This is a genomic window from Glutamicibacter uratoxydans (genome assembly GCF_050753455.1).
GTDB lineage: Bacteria > Actinomycetota > Actinomycetes > Actinomycetales > Micrococcaceae > Glutamicibacter > Glutamicibacter uratoxydans_A.
On sequence record NZ_CP192736.1, the window covers coordinates 1,142,110 to 1,160,509 of the forward strand.

Below are 18,400 nucleotides of genomic sequence, written 5' to 3' on the forward strand. Positions count from 1 at the left end.
TCCCTGACGGGCAGCTGCGAACGCGAGCTTGGGTGAGGTGCAATTACCTCTGCGCGGCACGATACTCGTATTCCGGGCGGCCACGGGTGCCGCTACGCGGTTGTTTCTCCGCCATGTTCGCATCGACCAGATGTTCTAAATAGCGTCTGGCGGTGACCCGGGACATCCCCAGTTCCTCGGCCAGCTCGGTGGCAGAAAATGCGCATTGCGCTTCAGCTGCAAGATGCGCGCGAATCTGTTCTAGGCGCTCGATAATCAGCCCCTTGGGAAGCTCGGCGGCAACCCCGGTGCTGCGCAACTTGGCGAAGGCACTGTCCAGTGCGGCTTGGGAGGTAGCCCCGCCGGCCGAACGCATACTGTCGATAAACAGCCGGTGGTTCTCCAATTTCTCGCTAAAGGCCGCGAAGCTAAATGGTTTGATGAGGTATTGGGTGATGCCGGTGGCCACCGCTGAGCGCACCACAGCAAGATCTCGCACCGCGGTAATCGCGATAATATCCAGCGTCAGCCCGCGTCCACGGATCCGCCGGGCCACATCGATCCCATGCAGGTCCGGCAAAGTCATATCCAACAGCACCAGATCAAAGGGGTCACCCTCGGCCTCGGCTGCTGACAGTAACTGCAAGGCGCTTTGCCCATCCCAGACGATCGCACCGGCACTGAACCCGGGAACACGATTGACGTAGGTGGCATGGGCACGCGCGGTTTCCGGTTCATCATCGACGACTAGGACCTTGAAGGTTGCGCCGTGCTGTGCGGTGCTCATCAAACCTCCCCGGATGAGTTCTCGACACCGGCGGGACCGGCCACTGGCAATGTCACCGTAAAGATGGCCCCGGCATCATTATCTACCGACATTGTTCCATGTAACCTGGTGACCGCCTGCTGAACCAAAGCCAGTCCCAGCCCGCGCGGCTGCGTACCGTTTTTCGTACTGACCCCGAAACGCATCAGATTCTCGATGAATTCCGGTTCGATCCCCGGACCCGAGTCGGCCACCGAGATCATCACCGCATCGTCTAAGGCCGTCACCTCCACCCAGACCGTGGCCTCTTCGGTACCTACCGACACATCCATGGCGTTATCCAGCAGGTTTCCCACGATGGTGACAATGTCGGTGGCTTGAAAGGTATCGGGCCGTACCACGCCTTCGGCGGCGATGTGTAGCTGAATCCCACGTTCGTGTGCCTGAGCGGCTTTGGCCACCAACAGGCTGGCCAAGTACACATCGTCGATATTACGGACGAGCGCATCGGTTAAGGCTTGGGAATTCTGGCGGTCATCCACGGCGAAGGCCAAAGCCTTTTCGGTTTGCCCGTTCTCGATCAAGGTCGCGATGGTATGCAAGCGATTGGCATGTTCGTGGGTTTGCGCGCGTAGGGCGGTGGAAAAGGTTTTCAAGGACTGCACCTCACCGGTCAATTCCTGCACCTCGGTCAGGTCACGCAGCGTCAACACCTGCCCGGTCGGAGGTTGCACGCCCAGCCAACGTAGCGGCAACGCTTTACGCCCAGGCAATTGGGTGCCCGAGAGTCGAGCCTGGGACTGCGAGACCGCCAATACCGTAGTCTCACCCAGATGGATCTCATCGCGTGCCGCCCGCGAACTCAGCATGAGCTCGCGCAGGGTCTGTGGCAGATCCACTGCATCTAAATCCAGCCCGGCCTCCGGAACTTTCGCCGGCAGCCCTAAAAGCCGGGCTGCTTCGGCGTTATAGAGCACGATCCGCTGCTGCCGATCCAACAACACCAGCCCTTCACGCACCGAATGCAAGGCGGAAAAGTAAAAGGCGTAGAGCCGGCGTAGCCCATGCGGACCAAACCCGAGCGTGGCGCGTTGGACATAACGCGAAAAAGACCACGAGGTAAACGCGGCAAAGGCCAGCACCACCGTGGAGACAATCAGGATCTGCGGCAACTGTTCACGGAAAAGCAACTGCAGGTTCTGCATCGTGATGCCGACCGCCACCATGCCCAAGACGGTGCCATCATCATCTAACACCGGGGCGATGGTGCGCACCGATAAGCCCAGGGTTCCCACGGCCTGCTCGTTATGAATCTTCCCGGCCAGCGCTTCGGCGGTCGAACCCGAATAGATCTGCCCGATCTCTTCAGGATCCGGGTGCGTCACCCGCACGGTGTCTGGGGTCATGATCGTGATGAAGTCAATGCTTTCGGCATGCTGCAAAATGTCCTGAGCGTACGGCTGCAGGTCCACGCTCGGATCCGCCTCACGCAGGGAGCTTCGAACAAAGGGATCATTGGCCAAAGTGGTGGCCACCGTGCTGACGGTGGATTGGCGTACATCGAGCACAATCTGTGATTGCTGCAGGTAGGTGGAATAAGCCATCCCAGCCACCACCAGAAGCACCACCAGCATTTGGGCGGCAAAAATTCGTGCCGCGAAGGAAAAAGCCTCACGGGTTAGTGGGGTCGGGGTCTCGTTGGCCACCGAGCTGACTCCGGGTGCCGACATGGGCCTTTACTCCTTACAGAAAATGGCGTGTGAACAATATGAACGCAATGGAGATGTCGCTCACTTTACCGCGCACCATAGATACCAGACGAACCCCAGCGTTGTGGGAAGCACAGGCACTGTATCGGGGAGCGTTGGACTAAACGATCCTCGGATGCCGAATTTTTGGAAGGACACCATGGCTGTCATCGAACAAACCGCCGCGAGCGGTTCCGGCGGGCAGGAACAAGCCCCCGCCCCGAAAAAAGACCGAACTCACTGGCTTTACATTATGGTTATCGCCTCGGTAATCCTCGGTGCGGCAGTCGGGTTGATCTTCCCCGAGTTGGGCAAGGCCCTGAAGCCGTTAGGTACCGGATTCGTGGCCCTGATCAAGATGATCATCGCCCCAGTGATCTTCTGCACCATTGTCCTTGGCATTGGTTCGATTGCCAAAGCGGCCACCGTGGGCAAGGTCGGCGGGCTGGCCATGATCTACTTCCTGGCGATGTCCACCTTCGCACTGGCTATTGGTCTAGTGGTCGGTAACCTGATTCACCCGGGCGAAGGTCTAGAACTCAAGCCATATGATCCTGCAGCCGCCGCCGAAGAAAACGCCACCGTTGCCTTCCTGCTGGGCATGATCCCCAAGGACATTCCGGTCCTGCCAACCCTGGTGCTTGCCATCATTGTCGGGTTCGCCTTGCAGGGGATGGGTAAAGCCGGTGAACCGGTCCTCAACGGGATCAAAGCCATTCAGCTGGTGGTCTTCCGCATCATGATGATGATTATGTGGATCGCCCCGATCGGCGCCTTCGGCGCCATTGCCGCGGTGGTTGGTGCCACCGGTTGGGCCGCCATTGGTTCGATGGCAATCTTGATGGGAGCCTTCTACCTGACCTGCGTTCTCTTCATCGTCGTCGTGTTGGGGACGATGCTGCGTCTGGTGACCGGCCTGAACATTTTCCAGATGCTGAAGTACCTGGCCCGCGAATACCTGCTGATCTTCTCCACCTCGTCCTCCGAGTCGGCTCTGCCACGCCTGATTGCGAAAATGGAGCACGCCGGAGTTTCGAAGCCGGTGGTAGGTATTACCGTGCCAACCGGGTACTCCTTCAACTTGGACGGCACCGCCATCTACCTGACCATGTCGGCCCTGTTTATTTCCACCGCCATGGATATGCCAATGAGCATTGGACAGCAGATTGGTCTGCTGGTCTTTATGATCATCGCTTCCAAGGGCGCCGCCGGTGTCACTGGCGCAGGCTTGGCCACCTTGGCCGCAGGCCTGCAGGCGCATAAGCCGGAATTGCTGGGCGGGATGGGGGTTATCGTGGGTATCGATAAGTTCATGTCCGAGGCCCGCGCGCTAACCAACTTCACCGGTAACGCAGTAGCGACCTTCCTGATCGGTAAGTGGACCGGGGAACTGGACAGCGAGCAGGCACGTGCCGTGCTCTCCGGCAGCCGTCCCTTCGACGAAACCAGCCTGAACCCTGACGGACACTAGAACGTCTGAACCGGCGGCTTGCCCCCGGTGATTAATTGCGAAAATCCGTGATCCGAGAACTCCTCGGGTCACGGATTTTTCTATGGTCACACTCAGTGCCAAGACCAGAAGCCCGGCTCGGCGTTCCTTACTGGATGCACAGGTGCTACCGGGGCTTGGGAAAGCTGGCCGCTGATCCCGTCAACCCCGTGAACTCTTAACGCGCCATACTGAGCTCAACGACAGCGCGCTGCACGGTGAGTTCGGGCATCCAGCTCGCATACAACATTTGAGTTAAGGTTCAAGGTAAAGGCTCGCCGAGAATCGGGGCGAATTGCCCGGTTTGGTCGGGTGTGGCCGATAACCTGTTACTAAGGAAATGACCGATCCGAATGGGAAGTGTGGTTCACCAATCGTGACCGAGGAACAGGGCAGCAAAATTCGCGGAGCCGGTATGCTCAAGGACCCCAAACCGCTGGGTCCCACCGGCAAGCCACTGACCGAATTTCCCGAACCACAACCGTTGCCTTCGCACGGCCCGGCCCGGGTGATCGCGATGGTCAATCAAAAGGGTGGGGTTGGTAAAACCACCTCCACCATCAACCTTGCCGCAGCACTGGCCGAATACGGCCGGAAGGTGCTCTTGGTAGATTTCGACCCACAGGGCGCACTCTCCGCAGGTTTCGGAATGAACCCGCACGAACTGGATGTCACCGTCTACAACGTGCTGATGGAACGCAACACCGGGATCCGCGACGCGATTCGCTCCACCGACGTAGCCAACATCGACCTGCTACCAGCCAACATCGACCTCTCGGCCGCCGAAGTGCAGCTGGTCAACGAGGTTGCTCGGGAACAAGCCCTGGAACGTGCCTTGCGCGAAGTGATCGACGACTACGACGTGGTGCTCATCGACTGCCAGCCCTCGCTGGGACTGCTGACCATCAACGCGCTCACCGCCGCCCACGGGGTGATCATCCCGTTGACCGCCGAATTCTTTGCGCTACGCGCGGTGGCCCTCCTGATGGAAACCATCGACAAGGTCAAGGACCGGCTGAATCAGATGCTGGAGGTCGACGGCGTTCTAGCCACCATGTACGATGCACGCACCCTGCACAGCCGTGAGGTCATCGGCCGGCTGGATGAAGCCTTCGGGGACAAGCTCTTTGAAACGGTCATCAAGCGCACCATCAAATTCGCTGACGCGAACGTGGCCGCCGAACCGATCACCAGTTACGCCAGCAACCACCCCGGAGCCGAGGCCTATCGCAGCCTAGCTAAGGAACTGATCTACCGTGGCGGCGCCCCGTAATGACCAGCACCGTCACCAGCCCGGCTGCCAGTGACGAATTGCCGCCGGCGGATGCGTCCACGCACAAGTTTCATCTGGAGTTGGACAATTTCAACGGCCCCTTTGATGTGCTGTTGCACCTGATCACCGCCCGCGAGCTGGATATTACCGAGGTGGCGCTCGCCGAGGTCACCGACGAATTCATTGCCTATTTGCGCGCACTGCAGGAACGCGGTGGTGACGGACTGAAAGTTTTGGATGAAACCACCGAATTTCTGGTGGTCGCCTCCACCCTGCTGGATCTGAAGGCCGCCCGGCTCTTACCGCGCGGCGAGCTGGCCGATGATGAAGATTTCGAACTACTGGAATCCCGGGACTTACTTTTCGCCCGCCTGTTGCAGTACAAAGCTTTCAAAGAAGCCGCCAATATTTTGGGCAGCAACTATGACGCCGAGTCCGCCCGCGTCCCGCGCGAAGTGTCCCTCGAACCACAATTCGCCGCACTGCTACCCGAACTGGTTTTTAGCATCAGCCCAGAACAGTTCGCGACCATCGCCCGCAAAGCCTTGGAACCGAAACCCGAACCGGTCACCGAGGTGGGTCTGGGGCATCTCCACGGGGCCAATGTCACCATCGCCGAGGAGGCGCTGACCCTACATCAGATGCTCAGCAAACACGGCAGCTTAGACTTTGCGGCCCTGGTCAAAGACGCCGAATCGCAACTGGTGGTGGTGGTGCGTTTCTTAGCGCTACTGGAAATGTTCCGGCAAAAGGTCATCACCTTCGAACAACCCGAACCCTTGGGCCCGCTACAGGTGAGTATGAGCCAAAGCGCCCAGCTGGATACCGATGCGCTGGATGATGACTATGATGCCTCGGCCACCCAGCACCCGCCCCAAGCTCTGGAGGGCGCCGAGCTGGAGCCGGCGAACCGAGGGGGTGATTCGAATCATTGATGAGATCCCACGCATTGAGCAGCTACCCGGGGGACTGGATTCGGGACTTGAAGCGGTCTTGCTGGTTGCGGATCAGCCCGTGTCAGCGGCCCGTTTAGCGCAGATCTTCGAGGTTGAGGAGATCCGTATCACTCAGGCACTTCAGCGGCTGGCAAGCGAGTATGATAGTAAGGATCGTCCGCGTGGATTCGAACTTCGACGCGTCGCCTCGGGGTGGCGTTTGTACACGCGGGCCGATTATGCCGATTTCGTCTCCCAATATGTACTCGACGGGCAAACAGCACGCCTTTCGCAGGCTGCCCTGGAAACCCTGGCTGTCATCGCCTACCGACAGCCTGTCTCGCGTGGACGGATATCGGCGATTCGAGGAGTCAACGTCGATTCAGTGGTGCGTACACTACTGAACCGTGGATTGATCAGTGCGTACCCGGATTTGGGTGACGGCGGGGCGACGCTGTACCAGACCACCGAGTACTTTCTGGAACGCATGGGGCTGTCCTCTGTGGAGGAATTGCCCCCGTTGTCTCCACATCTGCCCGGTGTTGCAGACCTCGAATCGCTGGATTCGGCAATTCTCGACGACTAGGTGGACGCCGGTGTGCGGTTACCAACAGGTCGCGGTGCACCACCAACACAGTGGCAGGCACACACGTGAAACGTAACAGCAAAGGGAAGCAATAACATGAGCAAGGGTTCATCGACCCCCCGCAATTCGCGCGGTCACCAGCCCCGATCCGGTGCAGCAGCCTCCGGGCGTAAGTCGGCCGCCGGCCGCAACAAGTCCGACTCGGCAGCACCCCGGAAAAACTCCGAGCGCGCCTACGGCAAGGATCCGTACAACCGCAACATCAAGGGCGACTACGCCCGCCCCACCCAGCGTGCCCGTGCCGCGGCCCGTGTGGAATCGCAAAATAAACGTGCCGCTACCGGAGAGTCCACCGAGGGCATCCGGCTGCAAAAGGTGATGGCCAACGCCGGGGTCGCCTCGCGGCGTGCCTGCGAGGACATGATCACCGAAGGACGCGTTGAGGTCAACGGGGAACTGGTGGTCGAGCTGGGCGCTCGGGTGAACCCGGACAAAGACATCATTCACGTAGATGGCATGCGTGTGCAGGTGAACAACGCCAACAAGTACTACGTATTCAACAAGCCCAAGCACGTGGTCTCCACCATGGATGACCCCGAGGGCCGCCGCACCATCAGCGACTACTTCAAGAACGAGCACAGCCAGCAGCGCCTCTTCCACGTGGGCCGGCTGGACTACAAGACCGAGGGTCTGCTGATCCTGACCAATGACGGGGAGCTGGCCAACCGCCTGCAACACCCGAAGTACGAGGTCCCCAAAACCTACTTGGTACAAGTCGACGGACCACTGGCCAAGGGCGTGAGCAATAAGCTGCGCGAAGGTGTGAAGCTGGAAGACGGCTGGGCTTCGGTGGATGAATTCCGCATTATCGACATGACCCCCACCAAGGTGATGGTTGAGGTCACGCTGCACTCCGGACGTAACCGGATTGTGCGCCGCATGTTCGACGCCGTGGGCCACCCGGTGCAGCGCCTAGTGCGCGTCTCCATCGGCCCAATCCAGCTGGGCGACCAGAAGCAGGGCACCATCCGCGCTCTGGGTAAGCAGGAAGTCGGCCACCTGATGGCCATGGTGGGGCTCTAGGCCATGAACACCTCGCATCTTGCCGGGCCGGTGCTGATTATTGGCACCGGCTTGCTGGGCACCTCGGTTGGTTTAGGACTGCGTGCCAAGGGTGTGAACGTCTATTTGGACGATATTTCACCCACCGCGCTAGGCGTGGCCCAAGACATCGGCGCCGGAAGTGCACTGGATGAGCACACCCCGATTGCCCCGGAACTGGTGGTGATCGGTGCTCCGCCAGACGTGACCGCCAACTTGGTAGCCCAAGCGTTGCTGAGCTACCCGAACGCGGTAGTGGTGGACATCGCCAGCGTTAAGGGTTCAATCCTGCAGGCCTTGGCCGCCGATGCCCGGCTGGATGCCAGCGCCCTGGCCCGCTATGTGGGAACCCACCCGATGGCAGGACGGGAAAAGTCCGGTCCGGCCGCCGCCCGCGGTGCCCTATTCACCTCGATGCCCTGGGTGATCTGCGCGCATTCGGAAAGTTCGGCTCGCGCGGTAAAAACCGCCGAAGCCCTGGCGATCGATCTGGGTGCGGTGATGCACCGGATGGGTGTCACCGAACATGACGAAGCGGTGGCGTTGATTAGCCATTTCCCGCAGGCCGCCAGTTCGATGATCGCCTCCCGGCTACTGAGCGCCGACGCCCACCAACTGGGTTTGGCCGGCAACGGGTTGCGTGACACCACCCGCATCGCAGCCAGCGATGAGAAACTCTGGATTCAGATTTTCTCGCATAACTCCAAGGCGCTCATCCCGATCCTGACCGGGATGAAGGAAGACCTTGACCGGTTGATCGCCACTTTGGAAAATCCCGCCGAACCCGGCGCCCTGCTGGACTTGTCCCAGCTCATGACCGAAGGCAACGCCGGACAGGCGCGGATTCCGGGCAAGCACGGTGCGCCACCCCAAGCCTTCGCCCAAATCACCGTCGTGGTGGACGACAAACCCGGACAAATCGCCGGGCTGCTGGCCGACATTGGTGAAGCCGGGATCAACCTAGAGGATCTGCGCATGGAACACTCCGCCGGACACCAGGTGGGTTTGGTGGATGTATCCGTGGTCCCCGGACGCCGCGAAGAACTGATTGACGTTTTGACCCACAAGGGATGGAAGGTAGTGCAATGAGCCGCATCGAGAAGCTAGTGGTCGCCATCGATGGTCCCTCGGGATCGGGGAAGTCCTCGGTCTCCAAGGCCGTGGCCCGCACTTTGCAGGCCGCCTACCTCGATACCGGGGCCATGTACCGTGCAGTGACCTACGCGGTCTTGGCCGCCGGCACCGACCTGAACGATGCCGCCGCGATCGGCCAGGCCGTGAAGGACGCTCAACTGCAGCTGTCCACCGACCCGGACGTGGAACGCGTGCTCATTGGCGGGGTCGATGTCACTACCGCTATTCGTGAGCCGCGGATCAGCGAGAACGTCTCAGCTGTGGCGACCAACCTTGAGGCACGCGCCGAATTGGTGCGCCGGCAACGTCAGATCATCGAGGAACATCCACGGATCGTGGCCGAGGGCCGGGATATCACCACCGTGGTGGCCCCCGACGCCGAAGCCCGGATCCTGCTCACCGCCTCCGAAGCGGTCCGGCTGGCCCGCCGTGGACTAGAACTCGGTGGCACCCAGACCAACGAACAGCTGGCCACCCAGGTGCTAGATCGTGACGCGAAGGACTCCACCGTTGTGAACTTCACCCAGGCCGCCGACGGGGTGATCACCGTGGATTCCTCTGAGCTGAACTTCGAGCAAACCATCACCGCGGTGCTTGACGCTATCGGCGTAGGCACCGAAGACTAGCCCCAAGGCCGGAAACCCGGCCACAGAGAATTATTCATCCGTTCCTTCCGGCCGCTGTCGTGAGACATCCGGCTGCCAGTATCGCCTTGAAAGGGAAGACCATGAGCGAGAAACACACTTCCGAGGAAGACTACATCCCGGTAAATGACGACGACATCCTCGAACGCCTCGACGCTTTGAGCGATGAGGAAGCCGAGCAGCGCGCTCAGGCGCTGCGCGCCGGTCTGGCCGACTATGAGCTGGACGACGAAGACGCGGCCTTGCTGGCCGGATTAGATCATGATTTCGAGGATGACTCCGAAATCGGGATCCCCCCGGTACTGGCCGTCATCGGACGACCCAACGTCGGCAAATCCACCTTAGTTAACCGAATTTTGGGCCGCCGCGAAGCAGTGGTGGAGGACGTGCCCGGGGTGACCCGTGACCGCGTGTCCTACAACGCGGAATGGGACGGCCGGAACTTCTCGCTGGTGGACACCGGCGGCTGGGAACACGATGCCAAGGGCATCCACGCCTCGGTGGCCGAGCAGGCCGAAATCGCTGCGGACGTGGCCGATGTGATCCTCTTCGTGGTTGACAGCCACGTGGGTGCCACCGCCACCGACGAAGCCGTGGTGAAGATGCTGCGCCGCAAGGGTAAGCCGGTATTTTTGGTGGCCAATAAGGTCGATGATTTCAACCAGGAAGCCGAAGCTGCGGCCCTGTGGGGTCTGGGCTTCGGGCAACCTTGGCCGGTATCCGCGCTGCACGGTCGCGGGACCGCCGACTTACTGGATGCCGTCATGGAAAAGATGCCGGAATTCTCCGCGTTCGGTGGGGTCATTCCGCGTGGCGGCCCACGTCGTATTGCGCTGATCGGTCGCCCGAACGTGGGTAAGAGCTCGCTGCTGAACAAGCTGGCCGGCTCCGAACGCGTGGTGGTGGACAACTTTGCGGGCACCACCCGTGACCCGGTGGACGAGCTCATTGAGCTCGGTGGCGAAGTCTGGCGCTTCGTGGATACCGCCGGTATCCGACGCCGCCAGCACATGGCCGTCGGCTCGGACTACTACGCCTCGCTGCGCACTCAGGCCGCCTTGGAAAAGGCCGAGGTCGCCGTGATCCTCTTGGCCGCCGATGAAATCGTCTCTGAACAGGATGTGCGGATCATCCAGCTGGCCATCGATGCCGGCCGCGCGGTGGTGGTGGTCTTCAACAAGTGGGACAACATCGACGCCGATCGCCGACTCTACCTTGAGAAGGAAATCGAACGGGATCTGGCCCATATCGAATGGGCGCCACGGGTGAACATTTCGGCGCTCACCGGTTGGCATAAGGACAAGCTGGTTCCGGCCTTGCACACCGCTTTGGAATCCTGGGATAAGCGCATCCCCACTGGCAAGCTCAATGCCTTCCTGGGCGAGCTCGTGGCTGCCCACCCACACCCGGTCCGTGGCGGTAAACAGCCACGCATCCTTTTCGGCACCCAGGCGTCCTCCCGCCCACCGCGGTTCGTCCTGTTCACCACCGGATTCCTCGACCCGGGTTACCGTCGCTTCATCACCCGCCGGTTGCGCGAAACCTTTGGGTTCGACGGCACCCCAATTGAGGTTTCGATGCGTATCCGTGAACGTCGCGGACGTAACAAGTAACCTTTGTTCGATTCGGAACTAGGCCCGTTGTAGTGTAGGGTTATCTAGGAGCTTTTCGCAGGTGGCACCGCTGGTTTTAGGCCAGGGGAGAACGGCTGCGAAAGCAATTCGGGCTATGGCGCAGCTTGGTAGCGCGCCTCACTGGGGGTGAGGAGGCCGTGGGTTCAAATCCCGCTAGCCCGACCAGATAATCACCCGAGAAAACCATCAGGTTTTCTCGGGTGATTTCTTCGTTAAAGCTCCGCACCTTCGTGCCCGTGAGCCCCTGCAACCGCGGCCAGCTAGACGAACTACGGAAAACTACGCTGCGGTTCCTCACCTGTGACCGGGTCAGTTTCCTGCGCCACTTTTGCGGTGTCACGGTTCGCCGTACTACCTGCCCGTGAGCGCTCGTGCGCATCCTTCGAGCACAGTGGCGCAGATTGCTTTGGGGCATCCGATGAGCCGATGAAGTTGAACCGTCATACGGGGCGAATACCGGTAAGTAATTTACTGAACAACAATGTCACCACGATAATTTCTGATCTAGGCTAGGGCCAACGGCGGCGAGTAGGACGCCGAATGCTCAGAAGGAGTGATGCGTGATGACTACCTTGTTTCTCACCGGCGGAGGGTTACCCGGCTGGATTTGGGATCAGGTTCGGGCTCAACTCAAGGAGGGCTCTGAGGTAATCCAGTTTCCCGACGGGAACGGCACCTTAGCAGAGCACGCCCAGCTGGTGATCGATGCGATGCCTCCGGGGGATGAAAAGGTAAACCTCGTCGCCCATTCGGTTTCCGCAGCTGTTGCCGCTGAAGTCGCAGCGCGTGTCCCGGAGCGTCTCGACGGAGTCTTACTCATCGCTTCCCTCCTACCGCAAAGTGGCAAGTCGCTGGTGGATGTTTTGCCACTGGTTGGCCCAAAGCTGGTTGCCCCGCAGTTAGTCAAAAATGGGCTAAAGCTCAGTGAGAAGCGCTTGCGCGCCATGGGGCCGGGAGTGGCCAGCGTGGTGTTGGACAAGCTGGTGCGCGAAACGGGTTCTTTTTCCGGCAAGGTCTTGGCCGAACCCATCGGTGCACCCCTGTGGCCGGCTCGCCGCGGGTATGTGATGACTACCCAAGACACCGCGATCCCGGTGGGTTTTCAAACACGGATTGCCAAACGCCTAGACGCTACCGTGTACACCCTGGCGACCGGACATTTACCGATGCTGACTCGGGCGCGTGAGCTGGCGCGGATCATTGAGCAGTTCACTTCCTAGCGATGAAAAAGTATCGAACGGCAGGGCTAGCGATCCGTGGCATCACCGCGGACGCTGGCTCTGCACCTTCGCAACGCCCGAGCTGTAACGCCCTCTGAACCTCGGCTGCACTTGGGGCGTGGATCGATGCTGCGCAGATCGTTCGATGACTGCCAGCGGCGCGCAAAGGAATCGAGAACGGCAAAAATATTTCGCTGAACTATGCTCTAGGACTTGTGTCTACGCTCACAGGACGCTTATAGTTATTGTGCGATATGCGAATTACGTGTTCGATAATAGAACACCTATAAAGGTTGTTGGTTTTCAGGTTTCACAGAGCAGTGAGGAAAAGCTGTGCAGTTTCACCACAATGGGTATGTATCAACCGATCCACGAGTAGAGGAAGCGGCAGGCTACGGCATTGACCGTGCCACCGAGCTGCCTGATGAGATGGACGTGTTGATCGTTGGTTCGGGTCCGGCCGGGATGATCACCGCCGCCCAGCTGGCCCAGTTCCCTAATGTGAACACCCGCATTATTGACCGCCGCCCGGGTCGCCTAGAAATCGGTCAGGCCGACGGTATCCAAGCTCGCAGTGTGGAAACCTTCCAAGCCTTTGGTTTCGCCGAAGAAATCGTTGCTGAGGCCTACTGGATCACCGAAATGAACTTCTGGGGACCAGATCCGAAGGACCCCAAGAACATCGTGCGCCATTCGCGCACCATGGATGACCCGCAGGGCATCAGCGAATTCAAGCACCTAATTGTGAACCAGGCTCGCGTGCTGGATTACTTTGCGCGGTTCGCCAAGCTGTCTCCGGCACGCATCACCCCCGACTACGGTTACGATTTCAAATCGCTGACCGTCGAGGAGGGTGAAGAGTATCCGGTTCACGCCGTACTGGAATACACCGACGGGCCCAATGCCGGTACCGAACGCGTGGTTCGTGCCAAGTATGTGGTGGGGTCAGATGGAGCCCGTTCTAACGTCCGCCGCTCCATTGGTGCCACCCTCGCCGGTGACCAAGCCTTCCACGCTTGGGGCGTCATGGATACCTTGGCGCTGACTGACTTCCCGGATGTTCGCATCAAGTGTGCCATCCACTCTGAAGCTGGCAGTATTCTGTTGATTCCACGCGAAGGTGGAAACCTCTTCCGCCTCTACGTCGACTTGGGTGAAGTCGCCGCGGACGACAACGGTAAGGTTCGCCAGACCAGCCTGGATGAGATCATCAAGCATGCCCAATCCATCATGCACCCTTACACGCTAGAGGTGAAGGATGTTGCTTGGCATAGCGTCTACGAGGTCGGACACCGACTCACCGACCGCTTCGACGACGTGTTGCTCGAAGACATTGGTAAACGCGATCCTCGCGTCTTCATCACCGGGGATGCCTGCCACACCCACTCGGCCAAGGCTGGCCAGGGCATGAACGTGTCCATGCAGGACGGCTTCAACCTAGCCTGGAAGCTCGGCCACGTGCTAACCGGTCTAGCGCCGGAATCGCTACTGAGCACCTATTCGGCAGAACGTCAGGTGATCGCGAAGAACCTGATCGATTTCGACAAGGAATGGTCGACACTGATGGCGAAGAAGCCAGAGGAGTTCGAAGACCCATCGTTCGTCGCCGATTTCTACGTCCGTACCGCCGAATTCCCTTCCGGTTTCATGACCGAGTACCAGCCATCGGTGCTTACCGGTGAGCGGACACATCAGGAACTGGCTGCCGGTTTCCCCATCGGTAAGCGTTTCAAATCCGCAGAGGTCATGCGTTGCTCCGATACCAACCCGCTACACCTCGGACACCAGCACAAGGCCGATGGGCGCTGGCGGATCTACGTATTCGCTGACCAGGCCGCACCGGGTGCCGCCTCGCCGACTACCGACTTGGCCGAATGGTTGGCTGAATCCCCGGATTCGCCAATCGTGAAGCACACTCCGGCTGGCGCGGACTTCGACTCGGTCTTCGACCTGAAGGTTGTCTACCAGACCGGTTACCGCGATTTTGACATCACCGATGCTCCGGCAGCTTTCCGTCCGAGCTACGGCAAGTTCGGCCTGATGCACTACGAAAAGATTTTCGCTGCCATTGAAGGCAACAGCATCTTCGACGAGCGTCAGGTCAGCAAGGATGGAGCGATTATCGTGGTCCGTCCGGACATGTACGTAGCCAATATTCTTCCGCTTGACGCCAAGGAAGAACTGGCGGCATTCTTCGCACCGCTGTTCAAATAAACTCAACTAGTCGCCCATAGTGCGCGCAACGCAGGCCGAGGTTCCCAGCAGTAACTGCTGGTGGACCTCGGCCTGCGTGGTTCTTAACAGGGCGACCGGAATAGCGGATCGCGCTGTGGGGTTATACCTTGCAGGAAGATTGGCTAAAACAAAGGGTAGAGATGGCTAACGCAAACGAGTTTAAATTCGATCTCCAACAGGTCACGCTCAGTGATCAGGCCTGCGTTGACGGGTCATGTTTTGTCGCGTTGCCGGACCCAGAGGTCGTCAGCCCAGCTGCTCCAGCAGATAGTCTCGAAGCACCACAGCATGATTGATCTGCTCATTCTTGGCGGCGAAGAGCAGCGTTACTCTCTGCTGTGTCTCTAGGAACTCCAAGAATTCATCAACCTGCTCATTGGCATCCAATTCACGGCGATAGTGTTTCGTGAACTCTTCGAATCGCTCGGGGTCATGATTCCAGCTCTTGCGTAAGTCGCTACTCGGGGCCAGGGACTTCATCCACCGATCGAGCTGTGCCTCGACCTTCGTCTGACCGCGCGGCCACAACCGGTCCACCAGGACACGATATCCGTCGGTATCCGAAACTGGGGCATAGATTCGCTTAATCTGAACTGAGACGCTCATTATTCTGGCCTTTCGCTCGGTCCCTTTAGCTTAGAAGATGAAGGCTTGCTTGCCGGATCCAATCCGGATCCAATCTAAGATCCGGGCCTGCTGAACACGCTGCGTCCTTCCACCTCGAAGGGCGCCGACAAAAAACAGCACTCCTGTGCTGGTCGGAGGGTTCAGCTAAAGCGCGGTGCAGAATTGAGGTTTCCGCAAGGAAACTAGGCAATATTTCTTCGCAAACAGCTACCTGCCTGACAGTTCGCCAAACGAGTACCTGAAATTCGCCCCATCTGTTATCTATTGCATGTTGAGTAGGCTAATCTGTAAATAGTTGCGGTGTGATTCGCAACCGACGTTGAACCACCTTGCTTGGCTATATTTGGGCCAAACACACAGTATTCGGGAGGACATCTTATGTCTGACAAAGGGCCGGAGCACGCACAGGCCGAGTCTGTCAACGAAACGACGAGCATTGCGCTGCCCGCACAGAGCCGTCCTTCCGAACCATCGGTAAGCTACAACTTGAATGATGACGAGCGTCGCGCGGTCGCCGCGCTTCCGCAGGGCTCTGCCCTGTTGATCGCACACACCGGACCCAATCAAGGTGCACGTTTCTTACTTGATAAAGAAGAAAACATTGCCGGGCGCCACGTGAACGCGGATATCTTCCTCGATGATGTCACCGTGTCCCGGAAGCATGCGTCCTTTGAACGTGTCGAGAACGGATTCCGTTTGAAAGACATCGGTTCATTGAACGGGACCTACATCAACGGCGATCGAGTCGACAGTGTTCTGCTCGCCAACGGTGTGCAAGTGCAGATCGGAAAGTTCCGGTTGAATTTCTACCAAGGAATTCCGGCGTAAAATTATCGTCGAAGCAAAATTATGAAAGTTGTTGGCAGGTAGAGCCAACGATCGGAAATGTAACTGAGGTGTGGACCCTTGCCGATGTTTGATGCAGCACGAAGCCCCCGGCTCGAGGTAGCGCGTCACGAGTCTAGCCGTGCTGCGGCATTAAATATTGGTGAGGTTCTTTCCGAGCTTAAGCATGAGTTCCCACGCGTCACCGCCTCAAAGATTCGCTTTCTGGAAGATAAGGGACTCATCATCCCGCAACGCACCAGTGCCGGGTACCGTAAATACACTCCGGCGGATGTTAATCGGTTGCGGTTCATTCTTGCGGTGCAACGCGATCAGTATCTACCGCTGAAAGTAATTAAGGATCATCTGGACGCGGTGGATCGCGGGGATGCGCCCGAAACTTTGCCCGGAGGTTCGCCCAACGCGCCAAAGCTGGTCAGCGAGCAAATGGGGGAGCAGGCCGAAAAGCACGGGCGCCCGGTATCCCAGGCCGAGCTCCAAGGACTGACCGGTGCCAGCTTAGAGCTGATCAAAGAGCTGGAAAGCTTCGGGCTCATCGAGCCAGAGGCCGGGCTATATGAAGAGAGCTGTGTGCAGGTCACCAAATCTGCGCTGGCGCTCGCAAGTCATGGCGTGGAACCCCGGCACCTACGTCAATTCCGTTTAGCCGCAGAACGCGAATTTGCGCTCATTGAATCCATTGTGGGCGTCGACGCCAAACGTCCCGACGTCGCGGCGCGGGCCCGAGCCGCCGAGGAAGCCCGAGAAATCGGCGAACAGTGTCTGGCCTTGCACGATGCCTTGGTCCAGCGTGCTATTTCACACCTTGATCGCTAGGCTAGCCACAAGCGTTCACACGCGATTACAAAGGGGTAGGCCATGCTAGAACTAGAGTTCGCGGGGATTAGAATCCAACTGCCCTCTAACCAGCCGCTGCTATTACTCAAACGCCCGGGGGAGAACCTCTATCTCCCGTTGTGGATTGGAGCCCCCGAAGCTTCAGCCATCGCGATGTCGGAACAGGGACTGACCCCACCGCGGCCCATGACCCACGACCTGATGATTAATGTTTTTGAAGCATTAAACGTGCAACTCACCCGCGTGGAAATCGTTTCGGTGGACAACGCGATTTTCGCTGCCGAACTTGTGCTGTCCAGTGGCCAACGGATTGATTCCAGATCCTCCGATGCCGTGGCCCTAGCCGTGCGTGTGCAATGCCCAATCTTGTGCACCGAAGAAGTCCTGCAATCGGCCGGTGTCGCCATCGAAAACACGGAAGATGAAGAGCCTCCGGAAGAGCAAATGCGTGAATTCCGTGAGTTCTTAGACAATATTGACCCCGAAGATTTCTCGACCTAACTCTGAATCCTCTGAGCGGCACTCGACACGCCCTCAAGTAATACTTGAAGGTCTTTGACCTAACCCGGATATGGCCGTAACGTCAATTCATAGGGATTTGCACATTCGAATCTGGTAACGGGCAACACATCACTCGCACGTTTGAACCAGCGATACCATCCCTACCGATTCTGAATGGGCTAGAAACAAGGAGTAATTGGATGGACTCTCGCGACACCGGGGATCAACAGCCGGTTGCTGGGCACATGCAACGATCCAACTCTCAGGGCTTACTATTCACCGATGACCTGCCACAACTAGACGAACATGCCGGTTATCGCGGGCCGATCGTCTGTAAGGCGGCTGGAATCACTTACCGCCAGTTGGACTACTGGGCGCGCACCGGATTGGTAGAACCCGGGGTCCGCGGCGCCAAGGGTTCAGGTTCACAACGCCTGTACTCCTTCCGCGACATCCTGGTACTTAAGGTGGTCAAACGTCTGCTGGATACCGGGGTATCCCTGCAGCAAATCCGAACCGCCGTCCTCCACCTGCGGGAACGTGGTGTTGAGGATTTGGCGCAGATTACCCTGATGAGCGACGGTGCGTCGGTCTATGAGTGCACCAGCGCCGATGAAGTCATTGATTTGGTGCAGGCCGGGCAGGGAGTGTTCGGGATCGCCGTGGGTCGAGTCTGGCGTGAAGTTGAAGGTTCGCTAGCCGCGCTACCGAGCGAAAACTCCAGCGAGCCACATCCGCAAGATGAATTGGCAGCCCGACGGGCCGCGAAGGCTAAACTCAACGCCGGATAACAGAACTTTAGATCGAAAACTCAGGCTGTGCCCACCTTGGCAGGTGGGCACAGC

17 protein-coding genes and 1 tRNA gene are annotated in these 18,400 nt (G+C 58.9%); 15 read left to right on the top strand and 3 right to left on the bottom strand.

Annotation, left to right across the window (positions count from 1 at the left end):
• Nucleotides 1-43: 43 nt before the first annotated feature.
• Both ACQQZ8_RS05260 and ACQQZ8_RS05265 read right to left on the bottom strand, forming a co-directional pair.
• Complete coding sequence (locus ACQQZ8_RS05260; protein ID WP_431711634.1) at nucleotides 44-766, bottom strand: response regulator; 723 nt, start codon at nucleotides 764-766, stop codon at nucleotides 44-46.
• Nucleotides 766-2,475, bottom strand: a complete 1,710-nt coding sequence (locus tag ACQQZ8_RS05265; RefSeq protein ID WP_431711635.1) for a sensor histidine kinase — start codon at nucleotides 2,473-2,475, stop codon at nucleotides 766-768. The genes ACQQZ8_RS05260 and ACQQZ8_RS05265 overlap by 1 nt, the downstream gene beginning before the upstream one ends.
• A 178-nt stretch (nucleotides 2,476-2,653) precedes the next feature.
• On the opposite strand from ACQQZ8_RS05265, the gene ACQQZ8_RS05270 reads away from it, so the two are divergent.
• The 11 genes from ACQQZ8_RS05270 to ACQQZ8_RS05320 all read left to right on the top strand — a co-directional run bounded on the left by ACQQZ8_RS05270 (nucleotide 2,654) and on the right by ACQQZ8_RS05320 (nucleotide 14,723).
• The gene (locus ACQQZ8_RS05270) at nucleotides 2,654-3,964 is read left to right on the top strand and encodes a cation:dicarboxylate symporter family transporter (RefSeq protein ID WP_431712145.1); all 1,311 of its coding nucleotides are present in this window, start codon (nucleotides 2,654-2,656) and stop codon (nucleotides 3,962-3,964) included.
• Between the two features lie 394 nt (nucleotides 3,965-4,358).
• A complete protein-coding gene (locus ACQQZ8_RS05275; RefSeq protein WP_431712146.1) occupies nucleotides 4,359-5,255 on the top strand; it encodes a ParA family protein in 897 nt (298 codons plus the stop codon).
• On the top strand, nucleotides 5,255-6,190 hold the full coding sequence (locus ACQQZ8_RS05280) for a segregation and condensation protein A (RefSeq protein WP_431711636.1): 936 nt from the start codon (nucleotides 5,255-5,257) through the stop codon (nucleotides 6,188-6,190). Before ACQQZ8_RS05275 ends, ACQQZ8_RS05280 begins: the two co-directional genes overlap by 1 nt.
• Complete coding sequence (gene scpB, locus ACQQZ8_RS05285; protein WP_431711637.1) at nucleotides 6,174-6,776, top strand: SMC-Scp complex subunit ScpB; 603 nt, start codon at nucleotides 6,174-6,176, stop codon at nucleotides 6,774-6,776. The genes ACQQZ8_RS05280 and scpB overlap by 17 nt, the downstream gene beginning before the upstream one ends.
• 96 nt (nucleotides 6,777-6,872) lie before the next feature.
• The gene (locus tag ACQQZ8_RS05290; protein ID WP_431711638.1) at nucleotides 6,873-7,859 is read left to right on the top strand and encodes a pseudouridine synthase; all 987 of its coding nucleotides are present in this window, start codon (nucleotides 6,873-6,875) and stop codon (nucleotides 7,857-7,859) included.
• Nucleotides 7,860-7,862: 3 nt separating this feature from the next.
• On the top strand, nucleotides 7,863-8,966 hold the full coding sequence (locus ACQQZ8_RS05295; RefSeq protein ID WP_431711639.1) for a prephenate dehydrogenase: 1,104 nt from the start codon (nucleotides 7,863-7,865) through the stop codon (nucleotides 8,964-8,966).
• Complete coding sequence (gene cmk / locus ACQQZ8_RS05300) at nucleotides 8,963-9,637, top strand: (d)CMP kinase (RefSeq protein WP_431711640.1); 675 nt, start codon at nucleotides 8,963-8,965, stop codon at nucleotides 9,635-9,637. The genes ACQQZ8_RS05295 and cmk overlap by 4 nt, the downstream gene beginning before the upstream one ends.
• A gap of 101 nt (nucleotides 9,638-9,738) precedes the next feature.
• Nucleotides 9,739-11,268 (top strand): ribosome biogenesis GTPase Der, encoded by a 1,530-nt coding sequence (gene der, locus ACQQZ8_RS05305; RefSeq protein WP_431711641.1) that lies wholly within the window; start codon nucleotides 9,739-9,741, stop codon nucleotides 11,266-11,268.
• A gap of 109 nt (nucleotides 11,269-11,377) precedes the next feature.
• A tRNA-Pro gene (locus ACQQZ8_RS05310) sits at nucleotides 11,378-11,454 on the top strand.
• 398 nt (nucleotides 11,455-11,852) lie between these two features.
• On the top strand, nucleotides 11,853-12,509 hold the full coding sequence (locus ACQQZ8_RS05315; protein ID WP_431711642.1) for an alpha/beta fold hydrolase: 657 nt from the start codon (nucleotides 11,853-11,855) through the stop codon (nucleotides 12,507-12,509).
• Between the two features lie 333 nt (nucleotides 12,510-12,842).
• Nucleotides 12,843-14,723: an FAD-binding monooxygenase gene (locus tag ACQQZ8_RS05320; protein WP_431711643.1), complete on the top strand. Its 1,881-nt coding sequence runs from the start codon at nucleotides 12,843-12,845 to the stop codon at nucleotides 14,721-14,723.
• Between the two features lie 267 nt (nucleotides 14,724-14,990).
• Here the strand turns inward: ACQQZ8_RS05320 and ACQQZ8_RS05325 are convergent, their stop codons facing one another.
• Nucleotides 14,991-15,350, bottom strand: coding sequence for a DUF488 domain-containing protein (locus ACQQZ8_RS05325; protein ID WP_431711644.1), 360 nt, complete (start codon nucleotides 15,348-15,350; stop codon nucleotides 14,991-14,993).
• Nucleotides 15,351-15,749: 399 nt separating this feature from the next.
• Here ACQQZ8_RS05325 and ACQQZ8_RS05330 point away from each other — a divergent pair, with 399 nt between their 5' ends.
• The 4 genes from ACQQZ8_RS05330 to ACQQZ8_RS05345 all read left to right on the top strand — a co-directional run bounded on the left by ACQQZ8_RS05330 (nucleotide 15,750) and on the right by ACQQZ8_RS05345 (nucleotide 18,346).
• Entirely contained in the window at nucleotides 15,750-16,199 is a 450-nt protein-coding gene (locus tag ACQQZ8_RS05330; protein ID WP_431711645.1) for an FHA domain-containing protein, read from the top strand.
• A gap of 84 nt (nucleotides 16,200-16,283) precedes the next feature.
• Nucleotides 16,284-17,033, top strand: a complete 750-nt coding sequence (ftsR, locus tag ACQQZ8_RS05335) for a transcriptional regulator FtsR (RefSeq protein WP_431711646.1) — start codon at nucleotides 16,284-16,286, stop codon at nucleotides 17,031-17,033.
• A gap of 42 nt (nucleotides 17,034-17,075) precedes the next feature.
• Nucleotides 17,076-17,555 (top strand): bifunctional nuclease family protein, encoded by a 480-nt coding sequence (locus ACQQZ8_RS05340; protein ID WP_431711647.1) that lies wholly within the window; start codon nucleotides 17,076-17,078, stop codon nucleotides 17,553-17,555.
• A 200-nt stretch (nucleotides 17,556-17,755) separates the two neighbouring features.
• A complete protein-coding gene (locus ACQQZ8_RS05345) occupies nucleotides 17,756-18,346 on the top strand; it encodes a MerR family transcriptional regulator (RefSeq protein ID WP_431711648.1) in 591 nt (196 codons plus the stop codon).
• Nucleotides 18,347-18,400 lie beyond the last annotated feature (54 nt).

Bases quoted from the DNA above. Each gene is read 5' to 3' on its own strand.
- ACQQZ8_RS05315 (WP_431711642.1), top strand. From the start codon at position 11,853: ATGACTACCTTGTTTCTCACCGGCGGAGGGTTACCCGGCTGGATTTGG.
- ACQQZ8_RS05270 (WP_431712145.1), top strand. From the start codon at position 2,654: ATGGCTGTCATCGAACAAACCGCCGCGAGCGGTTCCGGCGGGCAGGAA.
- ACQQZ8_RS05340 (WP_431711647.1), top strand. From the start codon at position 17,076: ATGCTAGAACTAGAGTTCGCGGGGATTAGAATCCAACTGCCCTCTAAC.
- ACQQZ8_RS05330 (WP_431711645.1), top strand. From the start codon at position 15,750: ATGTCTGACAAAGGGCCGGAGCACGCACAGGCCGAGTCTGTCAACGAA.
- ACQQZ8_RS05325 (WP_431711644.1), bottom strand. From the start codon at position 15,350: ATGAGCGTCTCAGTTCAGATTAAGCGAATCTATGCCCCAGTTTCGGAT.
- ftsR (WP_431711646.1), top strand. From the start codon at position 16,284: ATGTTTGATGCAGCACGAAGCCCCCGGCTCGAGGTAGCGCGTCACGAG.
- ACQQZ8_RS05295 (WP_431711639.1), top strand. From the start codon at position 7,863: ATGAACACCTCGCATCTTGCCGGGCCGGTGCTGATTATTGGCACCGGC.
- cmk (WP_431711640.1), top strand. From the start codon at position 8,963: ATGAGCCGCATCGAGAAGCTAGTGGTCGCCATCGATGGTCCCTCGGGA.
- ACQQZ8_RS05280 (WP_431711636.1), top strand. From the start codon at position 5,255: ATGACCAGCACCGTCACCAGCCCGGCTGCCAGTGACGAATTGCCGCCG.
- der (WP_431711641.1), top strand. From the start codon at position 9,739: ATGAGCGAGAAACACACTTCCGAGGAAGACTACATCCCGGTAAATGAC.
- ACQQZ8_RS05265 (WP_431711635.1), bottom strand. From the start codon at position 2,475: ATGTCGGCACCCGGAGTCAGCTCGGTGGCCAACGAGACCCCGACCCCA.
- ACQQZ8_RS05290 (WP_431711638.1), top strand. From the start codon at position 6,873: ATGAGCAAGGGTTCATCGACCCCCCGCAATTCGCGCGGTCACCAGCCC.
- ACQQZ8_RS05260 (WP_431711634.1), bottom strand. From the start codon at position 766: ATGAGCACCGCACAGCACGGCGCAACCTTCAAGGTCCTAGTCGTCGAT.
- ACQQZ8_RS05345 (WP_431711648.1), top strand. From the start codon at position 17,756: ATGGACTCTCGCGACACCGGGGATCAACAGCCGGTTGCTGGGCACATG.